General features: G+C 73.4%; 15 protein-coding genes and 1 pseudogene. 11 read left to right on the top strand and 5 right to left on the bottom strand.

Going from position 1 to position 16,581, the window contains the following annotated elements:
* Window positions 1-304: 304 nt before the first annotated feature.
* Window positions 305-787 (top strand): GyrI-like domain-containing protein, encoded by a 483-nt coding sequence (locus tag RF644_RS10035; protein ID WP_368796396.1) that lies wholly within the window; start codon window positions 305-307, stop codon window positions 785-787.
* Between the two features lie 21 nt (window positions 788-808).
* Here the strand turns inward: RF644_RS10035 and RF644_RS10030 are convergent.
* The 3 genes and pseudogenes from RF644_RS10030 to RF644_RS10020 form a co-directional block, all read right to left on the bottom strand.
* Window positions 809-913 (bottom strand): annotated as a pseudogene (locus tag RF644_RS10030) (transcription initiation protein); the annotation flags it as partial.
* A gap of 231 nt (window positions 914-1,144) precedes the next feature.
* Complete coding sequence (locus RF644_RS10025; RefSeq protein ID WP_368796395.1) at window positions 1,145-2,383, bottom strand: dicarboxylate/amino acid:cation symporter; 1,239 nt, start codon at window positions 2,381-2,383, stop codon at window positions 1,145-1,147.
* 83 nt (window positions 2,384-2,466) lie between these two features.
* On the bottom strand, window positions 2,467-3,522 hold the full coding sequence (locus RF644_RS10020) for a hypothetical protein (protein ID WP_368796394.1): 1,056 nt from the start codon (window positions 3,520-3,522) through the stop codon (window positions 2,467-2,469).
* Between the two features lie 12 nt (window positions 3,523-3,534).
* Here RF644_RS10020 and RF644_RS10015 point away from each other — a divergent pair, with 12 nt between their 5' ends.
* The 10 genes from RF644_RS10015 to RF644_RS09970 all read left to right on the top strand — a co-directional run bounded on the left by RF644_RS10015 (window position 3,535) and on the right by RF644_RS09970 (window position 14,382).
* On the top strand, window positions 3,535-4,563 hold the full coding sequence (locus RF644_RS10015) for a hypothetical protein (protein ID WP_368796393.1): 1,029 nt from the start codon (window positions 3,535-3,537) through the stop codon (window positions 4,561-4,563).
* Window positions 4,556-5,560 (top strand): HAD-IIA family hydrolase, encoded by a 1,005-nt coding sequence (locus tag RF644_RS10010; RefSeq protein ID WP_368796392.1) that lies wholly within the window; start codon window positions 4,556-4,558, stop codon window positions 5,558-5,560. The genes RF644_RS10015 and RF644_RS10010 overlap by 8 nt, the downstream gene beginning before the upstream one ends.
* Window positions 5,557-5,811, top strand: coding sequence for a hypothetical protein (locus tag RF644_RS10005; protein ID WP_368796391.1), 255 nt, complete (start codon window positions 5,557-5,559; stop codon window positions 5,809-5,811). Before RF644_RS10010 ends, RF644_RS10005 begins: the two co-directional genes overlap by 4 nt.
* The gene (locus RF644_RS10000) at window positions 5,808-6,554 is read left to right on the top strand and encodes a TlyA family RNA methyltransferase (RefSeq protein ID WP_176337651.1); all 747 of its coding nucleotides are present in this window, start codon (window positions 5,808-5,810) and stop codon (window positions 6,552-6,554) included. Before RF644_RS10005 ends, RF644_RS10000 begins: the two co-directional genes overlap by 4 nt.
* A 123-nt stretch (window positions 6,555-6,677) precedes the next feature.
* On the top strand, window positions 6,678-7,739 hold the full coding sequence (locus RF644_RS09995) for an NAD kinase (protein ID WP_368796390.1): 1,062 nt from the start codon (window positions 6,678-6,680) through the stop codon (window positions 7,737-7,739).
* Window positions 7,736-9,448 (top strand): DNA repair protein RecN, encoded by a 1,713-nt coding sequence (gene recN, locus RF644_RS09990; RefSeq protein ID WP_368796389.1) that lies wholly within the window; start codon window positions 7,736-7,738, stop codon window positions 9,446-9,448. The genes RF644_RS09995 and recN overlap by 4 nt, the downstream gene beginning before the upstream one ends.
* A gap of 53 nt (window positions 9,449-9,501) precedes the next feature.
* A complete protein-coding gene (locus RF644_RS09985) occupies window positions 9,502-11,226 on the top strand; it encodes a CTP synthase (protein WP_368796388.1) in 1,725 nt (574 codons plus the stop codon).
* Window positions 11,227-11,363: 137 nt separating this feature from the next.
* Window positions 11,364-12,017, top strand: a complete 654-nt coding sequence (locus tag RF644_RS09980; RefSeq protein WP_017834272.1) for an NUDIX hydrolase — start codon at window positions 11,364-11,366, stop codon at window positions 12,015-12,017.
* Complete coding sequence (locus tag RF644_RS09975; protein WP_368796387.1) at window positions 12,014-13,045, top strand: site-specific tyrosine recombinase XerD; 1,032 nt, start codon at window positions 12,014-12,016, stop codon at window positions 13,043-13,045. Before RF644_RS09980 ends, RF644_RS09975 begins: the two co-directional genes overlap by 4 nt.
* Before the next feature lie 128 nt (window positions 13,046-13,173).
* A complete protein-coding gene (locus RF644_RS09970) occupies window positions 13,174-14,382 on the top strand; it encodes a D-alanyl-D-alanine carboxypeptidase family protein (protein WP_368796386.1) in 1,209 nt (402 codons plus the stop codon).
* Window positions 14,383-14,492: 110 nt separating this feature from the next.
* Here the strand turns inward: RF644_RS09970 and RF644_RS09965 are convergent, their stop codons facing one another.
* Window positions 14,493-15,635, bottom strand: a complete 1,143-nt coding sequence (locus tag RF644_RS09965; protein ID WP_368796385.1) for a bifunctional 2-methylcitrate synthase/citrate synthase — start codon at window positions 15,633-15,635, stop codon at window positions 14,493-14,495.
* Window positions 15,636-15,672: 37 nt separating this feature from the next.
* Entirely contained in the window at window positions 15,673-16,581 is a 909-nt protein-coding gene (prpB, locus tag RF644_RS09960; protein WP_017834269.1) for a methylisocitrate lyase, read from the bottom strand.

The following is a 16,581-nucleotide window of genomic DNA, read 5'->3' as shown; positions in this document are numbered from 1 at the left end:
TAAGACCCGCAGCGCCGATGGTACTGCACCCGGAAGGGTGTGGGAGAGTAGGACACCGCCGGACCACACCACACAAGGGTCGAGCCCCCGCACCACACGGTGCGGGGGCTCCCCGCATTTAACACCCATCACCCAGCACGAGCTCTACGGCACAGGCCCTCATCCCACGGTGAGGGCCTGTCCTCGTCCCCGGGCCCGGCGCCGCCGGCGGAGCGAGCCGGACCCGCGGTACGGCCGCCTCTCCACGAACCGACCGCTGTCCGTCACAGAAGCGCGGGACCGGCCGACAGCGGATAATGCGGGCATGGATGCGACCGACCATGAGTCCCAGACCCCGAGAGTGATCGAGCAGGACGAGCAGCCCACGGCGGTGGTGACGGCAACGGTGGCCATGGGCGAGCTGCGGGAGTTCTTCGACCGCGCCTTCGGCGAACTGGGACAGGCGATGTCCGACGGGGCGTTCGAGCCGACGGGTCCTCCGATGGCCGTCTATCACGGGGTTCCGGCGGAGACGGTGCACTTGGAGGTGGGTTTCCCGGTGCAGGGGGAGGTCTCCCCGAAGGGCGCAGTGGTGGCGGGCCGGCTTCCCGCTTCTCGCGTGGCGACGTCCGTGCACCGCGGCAACTACGACGACCTCGGACGATCCTGGCAGCACCTGGCGGAGTGGGCGGGGCAGCAGGGCCTCGCCCTCGGCGACCGCATGTGGGAGGTCTACGTGACCGAGCCGCGGCCGGGGGACGACCCTGCCGACATGGTCACCGAGCTCTACTGGATGCTTCGTCCCTGATGTCCCACGGCCGGGGAAGGCCTCGTCGATCCCGCCGCCGAAGACGTACACGCCCGCCGCCTTGGCCTCCTCGATGACGGCGTGCGAGGCCTCCACCACCGCCTCGAAATCCTCCTCGGGGACCATGGCCTCACTCGGGAACGAGATCAGGTACTTCGTCGTGGAAGGACTCCTCTTCTCCGGCGGCGCCGTCCCTCTGCTCCTCGGCGGGGCACCGCACGGGTGCCCCGCCCGATGATGGCTCCGACGCCGGACCTCGGGTCAAGGCGGAGCTTCGGAAACGATCCGCGGCATCCGGTCAAAAGAGACCGAGCGGGCGCTGCGGAGCCCCGCCGCGCAGTGGAAGGAGCCGGACGACTACCGAGCGGTGTGTGCGTCAGACAGCGGCAGCTCCGCCGGGCTCTCCTGCGCGGACCCGGTCTCGGTGCGCCGGCCGATGAGCTTGTTCACGACCACGGCGATGGCGCCGTCCCCGGTCACGTTCGTCGCGGTGCCGAAGGAGTCGATGGCGATGTACGTGGCGATCATCAGGGCCACCGCGGTCTCGTCGAAGCCGAGCATGCCCTGGAGCAGGCCCACGGCCGCCATGATCGCGCCGCCGGGAACGCCCGGGGCGGCGACCATCGTGATCCCCAGCATGAGGATGAAGCCCACGTAGGCCACGTCGTCGATCGGGGTGCCGGTGATGGTCATGACGGCCGTCGAGAACAGCACGATCTTCAGGGTGGACCCGGCGAGGTGGATCGTCGCGCTCAACGGGATCACGAAGCCTGCCACGGACGGACGGACGCCGTTGGCCTCCGCGCACCTCAGGGTGACCGGGATGGTCGCGGCGGAGGACGACGTGCCCAGCGCTGTGGCGTAGGCCGGGAGCATGTTCTTGAGCAGGGTCGCGGGGTTGCGGCCCACGTAGATCCCCGCGGAGACGTACTGGGCGACGAGGAGCACGACGGACAGGGCCAGGGCGACGAGCACCACCTTCGAGAAGGTGGCGACGACCACCAGGATCTGTCCGTTCATGGTGAGGCCCATGAACATCCCGAAGATGTAGAGGGGCAGCAGCGGGATGATGACCAGCTCCACGATGCGCATGATGATCCGACGCAGGTCGTCCATGCTCCGGTGGAGGGTGTCACCCGGAATGAGGGTGATGCCCACCCCCAGGCAGAAGGCCAGGAGGAGCGCTGTCATGACGCCGAACACGGGTTCCATCTCCAGCGTGAAGAAGCCGGCGAGGGCGCTCTCCTCTGGGTTGGCCAGGGCGTCGACGTCGCGCTCCCCGTCCAGCAGCCACGGGTACCCGGCGCGGGCGACGGCGAAGGCCAGCAGACCGGAGAGGACGGTGGAGGCGTACGCGATGGCGGCGGTCACGCCGAGCCACTTGCCGGCCCCTCTGCCGAGGTCGCCGATGGCCGGGGTGACGAGACCGACGATCAGCAGCGGGACGATGAAGCCCAGGAAAGCGCTGAAGAAGCCGTTGAACGTCAGGAAGACCCGGGCGAGCGGATCGGGAAAGAACAGACCGCAGGCGACGCCCAGGACGATGCCGAGCAGCACGCGCACCAGGAGGTGGGACGTGAGGGGTTTTTTGGACATGAGCCCATCATCCGACGAGGGAGCGGCCGGGGACGAATCGGGACAGAGGGTCGTCGGACCTGCTTATACAATGGGAACGATCATCATGGCGGACCGTTCTCCGGCCACCGCCGACATCCACGAGAGCCGACCGGCACCGCGTCGGCACAGAGGAGCGGTACGTGTCCGAGTCTTTCCAGCACGGGTCCCGGGACGAGCGTCGGAACGGACATTCCGGCGACCGCCGGTCCGGCGGAGGAGCCGGGCGCGAGGGCGACCGGTCCGGTGCCCAGCCCCGACGCCGTTTCGACGAGGGGCGGCGCGGTCCGGCTCGCGACGGCGAGACGCGCGGACGCAACTCCGAGGATCGCGGAGCCGCCGACCGGCCCGGCCGCGACCGTCAGGACGACCGCAGTGGCGGGTACGCGCCGCGCGGCGACCGGCGTGATGACCGTCAGGGTGAGCGGGGGCCGCGTCGTGAGGGCGAGGGCTACCGTGGTCGGCGCGACGACCGGCAGGACGACCGTCGTGGTGGGTACGCGCCGCGGGGTGACCGTCGGGACGACCGGCAAGGTGATCGTCGCGGAGGCTACGGCGATGACCGCCGACGTGATGACCGTCAGGGTGAGCGGGGGCCGCGTCGTGAGGGCGAGGGCTACCGTGGTCGGCGCGACGACCGCCAGGACGACCGCCGCGGTGGCTACGTCCCCCGCGGTGACCGTCGGGACGACCGTCAGGGTGAGCGGGGGCCGCGTCGTGAGGGCGAGGGCTACCGTGGTCGCCGCGACGACCGCCAGGACGAGCGTCGCGGTGGCTACGCCCCCCGCGGTGACCGTCGGGACGACCGTCAGGGTGAGCGGGGGCCGCGTCGTGAGGGCGAGGGCTACCGTGGTCGCCGGGACGATCGGCAGGACGAGCGTCGCGGTGGCTACGCCCCCCGCGGTGACCGTCGCGATGACCGCCAGGACGACCGTCGTGGCGGGTACGCGCCGCGCGGTGACCGTCGGGACGACCGGCAAGGTGATCGTCGCGGGGGCTACGGCGACGACCGCCGCGGCGGGTACGCCCCGCGCGGAGACCGCCGCGGCGGGTTCCCGGACCGCGACGAGGGCTACCGGGGCCGGCGTGACGACCGGGACGACGTCTCGACCCACCGTCACCGGGCGCCCGAGGTGGACGAGGACATCACAGGTCGTGAGCTCGACAAGCCGACCCGTGCCCAGCTGGGGGCGCTCGAGCCGCGCAACGCCGAGGCCGTCGCCAAGCACCTGGTCATGGCCGGGCGCTATCTGCTCGACGTCCCCGAGCTCGCGCTCGAGCACGCGCAGGCGGCGGGACGGCGCGGCGGCCGCATCGCCGCGGTGCGGGAGGCGACCGGCGTCGCGGCGTACGAGGCGGGTGACTACGCAATGGCGCTCAAGGAGCTGCGCACGTTCCGCCGGATGACCGGAGCCGACATCCACCTGCCCCTGATGGTCGACTGCGAGCGGGCCCTCGGACGCCTGGACAAGGCCGTGGAGCTCGCGACGTCCGAGGCCGTGCAGTCGCTCGAGCCCAGCGAGAAGGTGGAGCTGGCCATCGTCCTGGCCGGCATGCGCCGGGACCAGGGGGACGCCCAGGGTGCGGTGGACGCGCTGACCATTCCGCAGCTGGACAGGAACCGGGGCTTCCCGTACAGCCCCCGGCTGTTCCGCGCCTACGCCGAGGCCCTGCGGGGCGTCGGGAAGGACCGCGAGGCCCTGACCTGGGACCGGCAGGCCGTGGTGGCCGAGGCCGCCCTCGGGACGGGGCAGTTCGCCGAGCCGGAGATCGTCGACTTCGACGACGAGGAGGAGACCGAGCAGGTGCCGGCCGGCGGCGTCGCCCTGGCCGACGCCGAGGAGACGGCCCAGGACCCGACCCCGGACCCCGCGGATGCACCGGCCGCGGACGCGGCCGAGGTCGTCGGCGACGAACCGGGCCTCGACCCCGACGGCGGGGCGGACGACGAGACCGAGGACGTGCTCGACGAGGGCACCGAGGAGGAGCCGGACCTGGACCCGGACGACGAGGCGGAGGGCTCGGAGCACGACCTGGACCCCGACGACGACTTCGAGGGCGGCTCCGAGGCCGATCTCGACCCGGACGACGACGCGGATCTCACGGACCTCGGCGACGACGACGCGAGCGACGGCACGGACGGCGGACCGCGGCATGGCTGAGCGGCTGCTCGACCGGTACGACGCCGTCCTGAGCGATCTGGACGGCGTCGTCTACGCCGGCCAGCACGCCATCCCCGGAGCACCGGAGGTCCTCCGCCGGATCTCCGCGGACGGCGTCCCCGTGGTGTTCGTGACGAACAACGCCTCGCGCTCCGTCGCGACGGTCGCCGAGCACCTGACGGACCTGGGCGTGCCCACGGGCCCGGACGGCGTGGTGAGCGCCGCGCAGGCGGGAGCCGAGCTCCTGGCGCAGCGGGTCCCGGCCGGCACCGCGGTGCTCGTCACCGGTTCCCAGGCCCTGGCCGACGTCGTCGCGGAGGCCGGGCTGGTCCCGGTCCGCGCCCAGTCCGACGAGCCCCGCGCCGTGATCCAGGGCTTCGACCCCGGCCTGGGCTGGGCCGAGCTGGCCGAGGCCGCGTACACGCTGGCCGACCCGGACGTGCTGTGGATCGCGACCAACACCGACCGCACCATCCCGCAGGCCCGCGGCCTGGCGCCCGGCAACGGAACGCTCGTGGCCGCCGTGGCGGCCACGACGGCGCGGCCGCCGGTCGTGGCCGGCAAGCCGGAGGCCCCCATCTTCCGCACCGCCGCCGAGCGGGCGGACAGCGCCCGGCCCGTGGTGCTGGGGGACCGGCTGGACACCGACATCCGGGGCGGCAACGCCGCCGGCTTCGCGACGATCGCGGTCCTCACCGGGGTCGACACCGTGCACACGATCCTCGCCGCGTGCACCGCGGAGCGCCCGGACCACGTCGTCGGGACCCTGCACGCGCTCTTCGAGCCGTACCCCGACGTCGAGGTCTCGTCCTCCGCCGGAGTGCACTCCGCGCGCTGCGGGGCGGCGGAGGCCGAGACCGACGGCACGCGGCTGCGGATCCGCGGCGCCCAGGACGACCTCGACGCCTGGCGGGCCGCGTGCGCGGCCTGGTGGGCGGCGCACCCCGACACCGACGTCCCCGTGGTCCCGGACCCCGAGTGGGAGGCGGGCGAGTGACCGGGGGCGCCGGGGCGCAGCGCCCGGCCGGGGACGACGACGCAGCCCTGCGCCCGACCGGTCACGCCCGGGTGGACGCCGTGCTGGACCGTGCCGGTGAGCTGGAGGCGCTGCCCGTCGCGGAGCACCCCGGCCGCTACGACGAGCTGCACGCGGCACTCGTCGCCGAGCTCGACGCCGAGCCCGGCACGGTCCCCGCCGGCCTCGTGCCGCGACCCGGCACCGGACAGGAGGAGGCGGCGCACCGGTGAGCTCCCGTCTCGACCAGGAGCTGACCGCGCGGGCGCTGGCCCGCTCCCGCACGGTCGCCGCCCGGTGGATCGGCGAGGGCCGGGTCCTCGTGAACGGCCGCCCCGCGACCAAGCCCTCCGTCCGGGTCGGCCCCGAGGACCTGCTGGAGGTCCGGCCCGCGGACGTCCCGGACTACGTCAGCCGGGCCGGGCACAAGCTCGCCGGAGCGCTCGCCGCCTTCCCGGACATCGGCGTGGCGGGCAAGCGGTGCCTCGACGCCGGCGCCTCGACGGGCGGGTTCACCGACGTGCTGCTGCGACGGGGCGCCCGGGAGGTGGTCGCCGTGGACGTGGGCCACGACCAGCTCGACCCCTCGCTCCGGGCCGACCCCCGGGTCCGGGTGCTGGAGGGCATGAACGTGCGCTGGATGCGCCCCGAGGACATCGGCGGCCCGGCGGAGCTCACGGTCTGCGACCTGTCCTTCATCTCGCTCACCCTGGTCCTGGAGCCGCTGGCGGCGGCCACGGTGCCGGGCGGTGACCTCGTGCTCATGGTCAAGCCGCAGTTCGAGGTCGGCGCCGAACGCCTCGCGCGCACGGGGGTGGTCACGAGCGAGCAGGAGCGGGCCCGGGCCGTCGAGGCCGTGGCCGCCGCCGCCCGGGCCCACGGACTGTCGGTCCGGGGCCGGGAGCGCAGCCCGCTGCCGGGACAGGACGGCAACCACGAGTTCTTCCTGTGGTGCCGCCGGGACCGGCCGTCCTGACTGTCCCCGCCCTCGCGTAGGGTGGTGAGCGGTGCCCGGTCCGCGGGCACGGCGTGCGCCACGGGCCGGTCCCGGTCCTGACGACGCCCGCGCGCACCGAGCAGTCGAGAACGGGAGGACCCGGTGAGCAGAAAGATCCTGGTCATGGCCCACATGGGCCGGCAAGAGGCCAAGGACGCCGCCCGCGACTCCTGTCTCCAGCTGCACGAGGCCGGCCTGGTGCCGGTGATCTCGCGGGCGGACCTCGAGGCGCTCCAGGAGGACGCGGAGCCGCTCGCGCCCGTGGAGGTCATCGAGGAGGACGTCTCCCTGCGGGAGATCGAGCTCGTCATGGTGCTCGGCGGGGACGGGTCCATCCTGCGCGCCGCCGAACTGGTGCGCAGCGTGGACACCCCGCTGCTCGGGGTCAACCTGGGCCACGTGGGCTTCCTCGCCGAGAGCGAGCGCTCCGACCTGCGCGAGTCCGTGGAGGCCATCGTGGACGGGCGCTACACGGTGGAGCAGCGCATGACGATCGACGTCACCGTGTGGCAGGGCGAGAAGAAGGTCCTGCACACCTGGGCGCTGAACGAGGCCTCGGTGGAGAAGGGCGACCGCGAGAAGATGGTCGAGGTGGTCATCGAGGTGGACCGCCGGCCGCTGAGCACCTTCGGGTGCGACGGCGTGGTCCTCGCCACCCCGACCGGCTCCACCGCCTACGCGTTCTCCGCGGGCGGGCCTGTGGTGTGGCCCGAGGTCGAGGCGCTGCTCATGGTGCCCCTCAGCGCCCACGCCCTGTTCTCCCGGCCCCTGGTCATCTCACCGAACTCCATGATGGCCGTCGAGGTCCTCACCCGCACCGACGCCCGCGGCGTGCTGTGGTGCGACGGCCGCCGGACCACCGAGCTGCCGCCGGGCTCCCGGATCGAGGTGGTGCGCTCCCCGAAGGCGGTCAATCTCGCGCGGATGCACCTCACCCCCTTCTCGGAGCGGCTCGTGCGAAAGTTCGAGCTGCCCACGAGCGGCTGGCGGGGGCCGGTGCCCCCGCACGAGGCGGCCGCGGCGCGGACCACGGCCCTGCCCACCGTCCGCGGCGACGAGGCGCGGGAGCAGCAGAAGTCCACCGTCGGGCACGAGATGCCGCACGAGCCGGACGCCCCGGCGCCCACCGTACCCGCGACGAGTCCGGGGAGGCCGGCTGAATGATCGAGGAGATCCGCATCCACGACCTCGGGGTCATCACCGACGCCGTGCTGCCCCTCGGCCCGGGGCTGAGCATCCTCTCCGGTGAGACCGGCGCGGGCAAGACCATGGTGGTGACCGCCCTCGGCATGCTGCTGGGCAACCGCTCCGACGCCGGCGCCGTGCGCTCCGGGGCGCCCAAGGCCGTCGCCGAGGCCGTCGTGCGGGTGCCGGCCGGCCATCCCGCCGCGGTCCTCGTCGAGGACGCCGGCGGCGCGGTCGACGTCGAGGCCGTCGGGGACGCCGAGGAGGCCCTCGTCACCGTCGCGCGGACGGTGACCGCGGAGGGGCGCAGCCGCGCCCACGTCGGTGGCCGCTCCGCTCCCGTGGGCACCCTCTCCGCGGTGGGCCAGACCCTGGTGGCGGTGCACGGCCAGTCCGACCAGCTGCGGCTGAGGTCCCCGGCCGCCCAGCGCCACGCCCTGGACCAGTATGCGGGGGAGGAGCTGGCCGCCGAGCTGCGCCGCTACCGGGAGCGCCTCACCGAGTACCGCTCCGTGCAGCAGACCCTGCGCGAGGTCACCGAGCACGGCCGCGAACGCGCCCTCGAGGCGCAGAGCCTGCAGGGCGCCCTCGAGGAGATCGACGCCGTGGACCCCCAGCCCGACGAGGACGAGCGCCTCGACCAGGAGAGCCAGAAGCTGACCAACCTCGAGCAGCTGCGCGCCGCCGCCCTCACGGCCCACGCCGCTCTCAGCGGCGGGGAGTTCGCCGACGCCGACACCCCGGACGCGACCGCCCTGGTGGCGGCGGCGCACCGGGCCCTGGAGCAGGAGGCCGGCTCCGACCGTGATCTCGAGGAGCTGTCGGGACGGGTCGCCGAGCTGGCCGTGCTCGTCAACGACATCGCCGCGGACCTCTCGGGCTACGCCTCGGGACTCGACGACGAGGGCCCCGCCCGCCTGGCCGAGGTGGAGTCCCGGCGGGCCAAGCTCAAGTCCCTGACCCGCAAGTACGGCGCCACCGTGGACGAGGTCCTCGACTGGGCGGGGCGCTCGCGGGCGCGCCTCGACGAGCTGACGGACGACCCCGCGCGGGAGCAGGAGCTCCGGGCGCGGCTCGAGCAGCTGCACGCCGAGCTGAGCGAGCTGGCCGCGCGGATGACCGAACGGCGCCGGGACGCCGCCCACCGGCTCTCCGGTGCCGTCAGCTCCGAGCTCACGGCGCTGGCCATGCCCAACGCCTCCCTCGTCATCGAGGTCGAGCCCACCGAGGAGTTCTCCGGCCACGGGAGGGACGAGATCTCGTTCCTCCTCAGACCGCACGCCGCCGCCGCGCCCCGGCCCCTCGGCAAGGGCGCCTCCGGCGGTGAGCTGTCCCGCCTCATGCTCGCCATCGAGGTGGTCCTCGCCGCCGTGGACCCCGTGCCCACCTTCGTCTTCGACGAGGTGGACTCAGGCGTGGGCGGCAAGGCCGCCGTGGAGATCGGCCGCCGGCTGAAGATGCTCGCCCAGCACGTCCAGGTCCTCGTGGTGACGCACCTGCCTCAGGTCGCGGCGTTCGCCGACCAGCACATCCTCGTCACCAAGAGCACGGACGCCACGGTCAGCGACGTGCGCGTGCTCGACGAGGAGGAGCGCGTGGTGGAGCTCGCCCGCATGCTCGCCGGCCACGAGGACTCCGCGGCGGCCCGCGAGCACGCCCGGGAGCTCGTCCGCGGGGCGGTGCTCTGAGGTGCCGCCGCCCGGTGATCCCAGCACGCAACCGACGTCCTGAGCGGACAAGAATGATAGGGTCGAATTCCGTGGTGAATGCAAACGAAGCCGCCCACGAGGCCGGCGCACAGCAGACCGAAAACCAGCGACCGGGCAAGGTGACCCGCCAGATCTTCGTGACGGGCGGCGTGGCCTCCTCCCTCGGCAAGGGCCTGACGGCCTCGTCCCTCGGGATGCTGCTGCGGGCGCGCGGGCTCTCCGTGACGATGCAGAAGCTGGATCCGTACCTCAACGTCGATCCGGGCACCATGAACCCCTTCCAGCACGGCGAGGTCTTCGTGACCGACGACGGGGCGGAGACCGACCTCGACATCGGCCACTACGAGCGGTTCCTCGACGAGAACCTCGACGCCTCGGCGAACGTGACCACCGGACAGGTGTACTCCACGGTCATCGCCAAGGAGCGCCGCGGCGAGTACCTCGGGGACACCGTCCAGGTCATCCCCCACATCACCGACGAGCTGAAGAACCGCATGCGCCGCCGCGCGCAGGGCGACGACCAGCCGGACATCATCATCACCGAGATCGGCGGCACGGTCGGCGACATCGAGTCCCAGCCGTTCCTCGAGGCCGCGCGGCAGGTCCGCCAGGACGTCGGACGCCGCAACGTGTTCTACCTGCACGTCTCCCTGATCCCGTACATCGGTCCCTCGGGCGAGCTGAAGACCAAGCCGACCCAGCACTCCGTGGCGGCGCTGCGCGGGCTCGGCATCCAGCCGGACGCGCTGGTGCTGCGCTCCGACCGGCAGGTGCCGGACACGATGCTGCGCAAGATCGGCAACGCCTGCGACGTCGACCACGACGCCGTGATCTCCTGCCCCGACGCCCCGAGCATCTACGACATCCCCCGGACCCTGCACAGCCAGGGGCTCGACACCTACATCCTCGACTACCTGGGGCTGGACTACCGGGACGCGGACCTGGCGCAGTGGGAGCGGCTGCTCAAGGCCGTGCACGAGCCCTCCCACTTCGTCACGGTGGCCATGGTCGGCAAGTACATCGACCTGCCGGACGCCTACCTGTCGGTCTCCGAGGCCCTGCGGGCCGGCGGCTTCGCCAACGACGCCCGCGTGAAGATCAAGTGGGTGGCCTCGGACCTGTGCGAGACGCCGGAGGGCGCCCAGCGCGAGCTCGGCGACGTCGACGCGATCTGCGTCCCCGGGGGCTTCGGCATCCGCGGCATCGAGGGCAAGCTCGGCACCCTGCGCTTCGCCCGGGAGCACCGCATCCCGACCCTCGGGCTGTGCCTGGGCCTGCAGTGCATGGTCATCGAGTTCGCCCGCTCGGAGCTCGGCCTGGCCGGGGCCTCCTCGACCGAGTTCGAGCCGGAGACCGCCCACCCGGTCGTGGCGACCATGGACGAGCAGAAGCAGTTCGTCGAGGGCGCCGGTGACCTTGGCGGCACCATGCGGCTCGGCCTCTACGACGCGCAGCTGCGGCTCGGGTCCGTCGTGGCCGGCGCCTACGGCTCCACCGAGGTCAAGGAGCGCCACCGTCACCGCTACGAGGTCAACAACGAGTACCGCGAGCGCCTCGAGGAGGCGGGGCTCGTGATCTCCGGGACCTCTCCGGGCGGCACCCTCGTGGAGTTCGTGGAGCTGCCCGCCGACGTCCACCCGTACTACGTGGGCACCCAGGCGCACCCCGAGCTCATGTCCCGCCCGACCCGCCCGCACCCGCTGTTCGACGGGCTCGTCAAGGCGGCCCTCGAGCGCCGTGAGGCCGAGGGCCGCTGAGCCCCCGCCCGTCACCGCACGGGCGTCCCGGTGCAGGCGCCGGTCCTCGCGAGGACCGGCGCCTGCACCGTCTCCCCACCCGCACCCGCCCGCCGCTCCCGTCGCCCCGCGACGGCGGCCGCTCCGAAAGGGACCCCATGGACATCCGCCACCTCGCACCCGAGGAGCTCTCCGACCAGCTCAGCGACCGCCGCACGGTGGCCTCCGAGACGGTCTACGAGGGCTTCATCTGGGACGTCCGGCGCGACGAGTTCGAGCTCGCCCGGGGGGAGGACCCGCTGCGGCGCGACTACATCACCCACCCCGGCGCCGTGTCCGTGCTCGTGCTCAACGACCGCGACGAGGTGTTCCTGATCAACCAGTACCGCCGGCCGGTCGGGATGACCATGTGGGAGATCCCCGCCGGCCTGCTCGACGTCGAGGGGGAGGACCCCGCCGTGGCGGCCCAGCGGGAGCTCGCGGAGGAGGCCGACCTGCGGGCGGAGCGCTGGGACGTGCTCGTGGACTTCCACAACAGCCCCGGTTCCTCCTCGGAGGCCAACCGGATCTTCCTGGCCCGTGGTCTCAGCGACGTCCCCGACCACGAGCTCCACGAGCGGGACGGCGAGGAGGCGGAGATCCACGGGGCGTGGGTCCCGCTCGACGGCGCGGTGCGGGCGGTGCTGGAGGGCCGGCTGAACTCGCCCGCCGCCGTGATCGGGGTCCTCGCCGCCCACGCCGCCCGGGCGGAGGGCTACCGGTCCCTGCGCCCGGCCGACGCCCCGTGGCCCGGTCACCCCGACCTCCGGTGACCGGCCTCCCCACCGACGGGGCGTCCGGGACCTCGCCCGGCGCCCCGTCCGGTGACCACCCCGGCGACGCGCTCGACCGCGCGCTGGAGCGCTATCTGCAGCACCTGGCCGTCGAACGGGGCCTAGCAGCCAACACGCTGGCCGCCTACCGCCGGGACCTGCGCCGCTACGCCGAGCACCTCCGCGAGCGGACGGACCCGCCCGTGACCACCCCGGAGGGCATCACCACCGGTCACGTGCGCGACTTCCTCCGGGACCTGTCCGCCGGGTCGCAGGACAGCGCGCCCCTGAGCACCCGCAGCGCCGCCCGCACCGTCGTCGCGGTCCGGGGCGCCCACCGGTTCTGGGTCCTCGAGGGGATGACGCGCACGGACCCTGCGGCCCCCGTCCAGCCGCCCACGCCCGGGATGCGCCTGCCCAAGGCCGTCCCGGTCGAGCAGGTCACCGCACTGCTCGAGTCGACCGGCACCGACACCCCCCAGCAGCTGCGCGACCGGGCGCTGCTGGAGCTGCTCTACTCGACGGGCGCCCGGATCTCGGAGGCGACCGGCCTCGACGTCGACGACCTCTCCCGGGCCGTGCGCCGCAGCGGGGAACCGGAGGAGAGCGGAGCGGGGATGCCCTTCGTGCGGCTGTTCGGCAAGGGCGGCAAGGAACGGATGGTGCCGCTGGGCTCCTGGGCCGTGCGCGCCGTGGACGAGTGGCTCGTGCGGGGCCGGCCCGCGCTCGCCGCCCGGGGACGAGGCACCCCCGCGCTGTTCCTCAACGCCCGGGGCGGGCGGATCAGCCGCCAGACGGCGTGGACCACGGTGAAGAGCGCGGCGGAGCGGGTGGGCCTGGGCGACCGGATCACCCCGCACACGCTGCGCCACTCCTTCGCGACCCACCTCCTCGAGGGCGGCGCCGACCTGCGGGTCGTCCAGGAGCTGCTCGGCCACGCGTCGGTCAGCACCACCCAGGTCTACACCCTGGTGACCGTCGACTCCCTGCGCGAGGTCTACGCCGCAGCCCACCCCCGCGCCCGGTAGCCGGGGCGGGTCACCGGCAGCGCGTCCCGGAGGGGTCACACACGCGCCGGTGCTTTCGGGAAGGCCCACCGGCGGCCTAGCCTGGACGCACGCCCGAGCGCTCCGCTCGGCGGACGGACGGGGACGTCATGCGCGAGACCACGCGGCACAGCACACGGCAGACCACGCAGCCCAGCACGCGGAGGATCGGGCGGACGGGCCGGACCCTGCTCGTCCTGCTGTTCGCCCTGGGACTGGCCCTCCCGGGACTGATCCTCCCCGGCCTGGGCACCCCGGCGTTCGGGGCCACGGCGATCCAGGCCGAGCACCAGCGGCTCGGGGGAGCGGACGGCCGGCTCGGCCGGGCCCTGGGGGCCGAGCGGTGCGGGCTCGTCCGGGGCGGCTGCTACCAGAAGTTCGAGCGCGGGACCATCCACTGGTCCCCGCGGACCGGGGCCCGTCCCACGTGGGGTGCGATCCGTGCCGCGTGGGCCGCGCAGGACCACGAGCGGGGGCCGCTGGGCTACCCCGTGGGCCGTGAGGTGTGCGGACTGCGCGACGCCGGCTGCCACCAGGCCTTCGAGGGCGGGGTCGTGGTGTGGTCGCGGCCGAGCGGGGCGCATCCCACCGGCGGCGGCATCCGGGCGGCCTGGCTGCGCCACGGCGCGGAGCACGGCGCCCTGGGGTATCCGGTCTCGGCGGAGTCCTGCACGGGCGGCGGCTGCCGGCAGACCTTCCAGCGCGGGTCCGTCAGCTGGGCCCGCGGCACCGGGGCCCGGGTGGTCCGGGAGATCGACCGTGCCGCGTCGGTGTACGTCGTCGTCAACAAGCGCCGCCCCCTCGACCCGGCCGACCACGTGCCGCGCCCCCTCGAGTCCGTGGGCGGGCAGCTCCTGCGGGCGGACGCCGCCGCGGCGTTCCGGCGGATGCAGCGGGCCGCCGCGGCGGACGGCGCGCCCCTGACCGCGGTCAGCGGCTACCGCTCCTACGCCACGCAGGCCGGCCTCTACCGCGACTACGTGGCGCGCTACGGGCAGGCGCAGGCGGACCTGATCTCGGCGAGGCCGGGTCACAGCGAGCACCAGGCCGGGCTGGTCATGGACATCGGCGACCCGAGCGGGGAGTGCGGTCTGCAGAGCTGCTTCGAGGGGACCCCGGCCGGGGCGTGGGCGCGCGAGCACGCCCACGAGCACGGCTTCGTCGTGCGGTATCCCCGCGGCCGGACCGCGACCACGGGCTACGCCTACGAGCCGTGGCACCTGCGCTACGTCGGCGTGCACGTGGCCTCCGGCATGGTCGACCAGGACATCCCCACGCTCGAGCACTACATGGGGCTGCCCGCGGCGCCCACCTACTGAGCCCGCCGCGTCCCGCCCGGACGTCTCCCGTCCGGACCGTCGCGGGACGGGGGCGGACCGGCGGGGACGGGCAGGGGGCGGGTCCCCGGACCCGCCCCCGGCCCGGCGCGCTACAGGTGGCGCTCGTCCGGGCCGTTGTACTCGGACAGCGGGCGGATCAGGGAGTTGGCGGCCACCTGCTCCATGACGTGCGCGGTCCAGCCGGTGATCCGGGCGGCCACGAACAGCGGGGTGAACGTGGGGATGTCGAAGCCCATCAGCCAGTAGGTGGGACCGGCCGGGTAGTCGAGGTTCGGCTTGATGCCCTTCGCCTGGTCCATGGACCGCTCGAGCCCGTTGTACAGGCCCAGCAGCTCGCCCCGGCCGTAGTGGGCGACCATCGTGTCCAGGGCCGCCTTCATGGTGGGCACCCGCGAGTCACCGTGCTTGTACACGCGGTGGCCGAAGCCCATGACCTTCTTCTTCGCCGCCAGGGCCTCGTCCATCCAGGCCTTGGCGCGGGCCTCGGCCTCGGCCTCGGTCTCCTCCTTGCGGATGCCCAGCTCCACGAACGTCTCCATGACGGCCTCGTTGGCCCCGCCGTGCAGCGGGCCCTTGAGGGCACCGATGGCGGCCGTGACCGCCGAGTGCAGGTCCGACAGGGTCGAGGTCACCACCCGGGCCGTGAACGTCGAGGCGTTGAAGGAGTGCTCGGCGTAGAGGATCATCGACACGTTGAACGCCTCGACGACCTTGGGGTCGGCCTCCTCGCCGAAGGCCATCCACAGGAAGTTCGCCGAGTAGTCGAGGTCGTCGCGCGGGGCCACCACGTCCTGGCCGCGGCGGCGGCGCTGGTCGTAGCAGACGACGGCGGGCATCGCCGCGAACAGCTTCTGCGCCTTGGCCAGGTTCGCCGCCGGGGAGGAGTCCTCGGCCTGCGGGTCCTGGGCGCCCAGGACGGAGGCCGCGGTGCGGCACACGTCCATGGGGTGGCAGGTGGTCGGCAGGGCGTCGACGATCGCCTTCAGCTCGGGCGTCAGCGCCCGGTGCTCCCGCTCCCGGGCCCGGAACTCCGCCAGCTCCTCGTCCGTGGGCAGCTCGCCGTTCCACAGCAGCAGGGCGACCTGCTCGAAGGAGCAGTTCGCCGCGAGCTCCTGGACGGGATAGCCGCGGTAGAGCAGGGAGTTGGTGTCCGGGTTGACCTTGGAGATGGCCGTGTAGTCGGCGACGACGCCGGCCAGTCCCTTGTGGACCTCGCTCTGGGTCTCGGTCATGGTGGTCTCCTTAACGTGGTCGGTGCGGTGGGTGCGGTCAGTGGTGCAGCCCGGGGACCTCGAAGTCGAAGACCCCGGAGTCGAACTGGTTGTACCCGTTGTAGTCCACCAGTTCGTAGAGCCGGGCGCGAGTGAGCATCTCCGGCACGGCCGCCTCCTGGGTGCCGTCGGTGCGGAGGGTGTCCAGCACGCGCTCCATGGCGCCCAGGGCGGCGCGCATCAGGGTCACCGGGTAGATGATCATGTTCACCCCGGCGTCCTGGAGCTGGTCGGCGGTGAACAGCTGCGACTTCCCGAACTCGGTCATGTTCGCCAGGATCGGCACGTCCACCGCGGCCCGCATCGCCTCGAACTCCGAGAGATCGGCCATGGCCTCGGGGAAGATCGCGTCCGCCCCGGCGTCCACCAGGGCCTTCGCCCGGTCGGTGGCGGCGTCCAGGCCCTCGACGCCGCGGATGTCGGTGCGGGCCATGATCAGGAAGTTCGGGTCCCGGCGGGCCTCGGCGGCGGCCCGGATCCGCTTGACGGCGGTGGCCAGGTCCACGACGTTCTTGCCGTCCAGGTGCCCGCAGCGCTTGGGATTGAACTGGTCCTCGATGTGGCACCCGGCCAGCCCTGCGTTCTCGAGCTCCTGGACGGTGCGAGCCACGTTCATGGGCTCGCCGAAGCCGGTGTCGGCGTCCACGAGGCACGGCAGGTCCGTCACCCGGGCGATCTGCCCGGCCCGGGCAGCCACCTCGGGCAGGGCGGTGAGCCCGATGTCGGGGAAGCCGAGCTCGTTGGCGAGCACGGCACCGGAGATGTAGACGCCGTCGAAGCCCTGCTCCTGGATCAGTTTCGTGGACAGCGGGGTGTAGGCGCCGGGGAAGCGGACGGTGCGGGGGCCGGCCAGCATCTCGCGCAGGGCGATCCGCTTGGCCTCGGGGGTGGTGGTGGAGAACAGCAT

Source organism: Kocuria sp. CPCC 205258, from assembly GCF_040981005.1.
GTDB classification, from domain to species: Bacteria; Actinomycetota; Actinomycetes; order Actinomycetales; family Micrococcaceae; genus Kocuria; species Kocuria rosea.
This window is presented reverse-complemented; position numbering and strand designations above follow the sequence as displayed.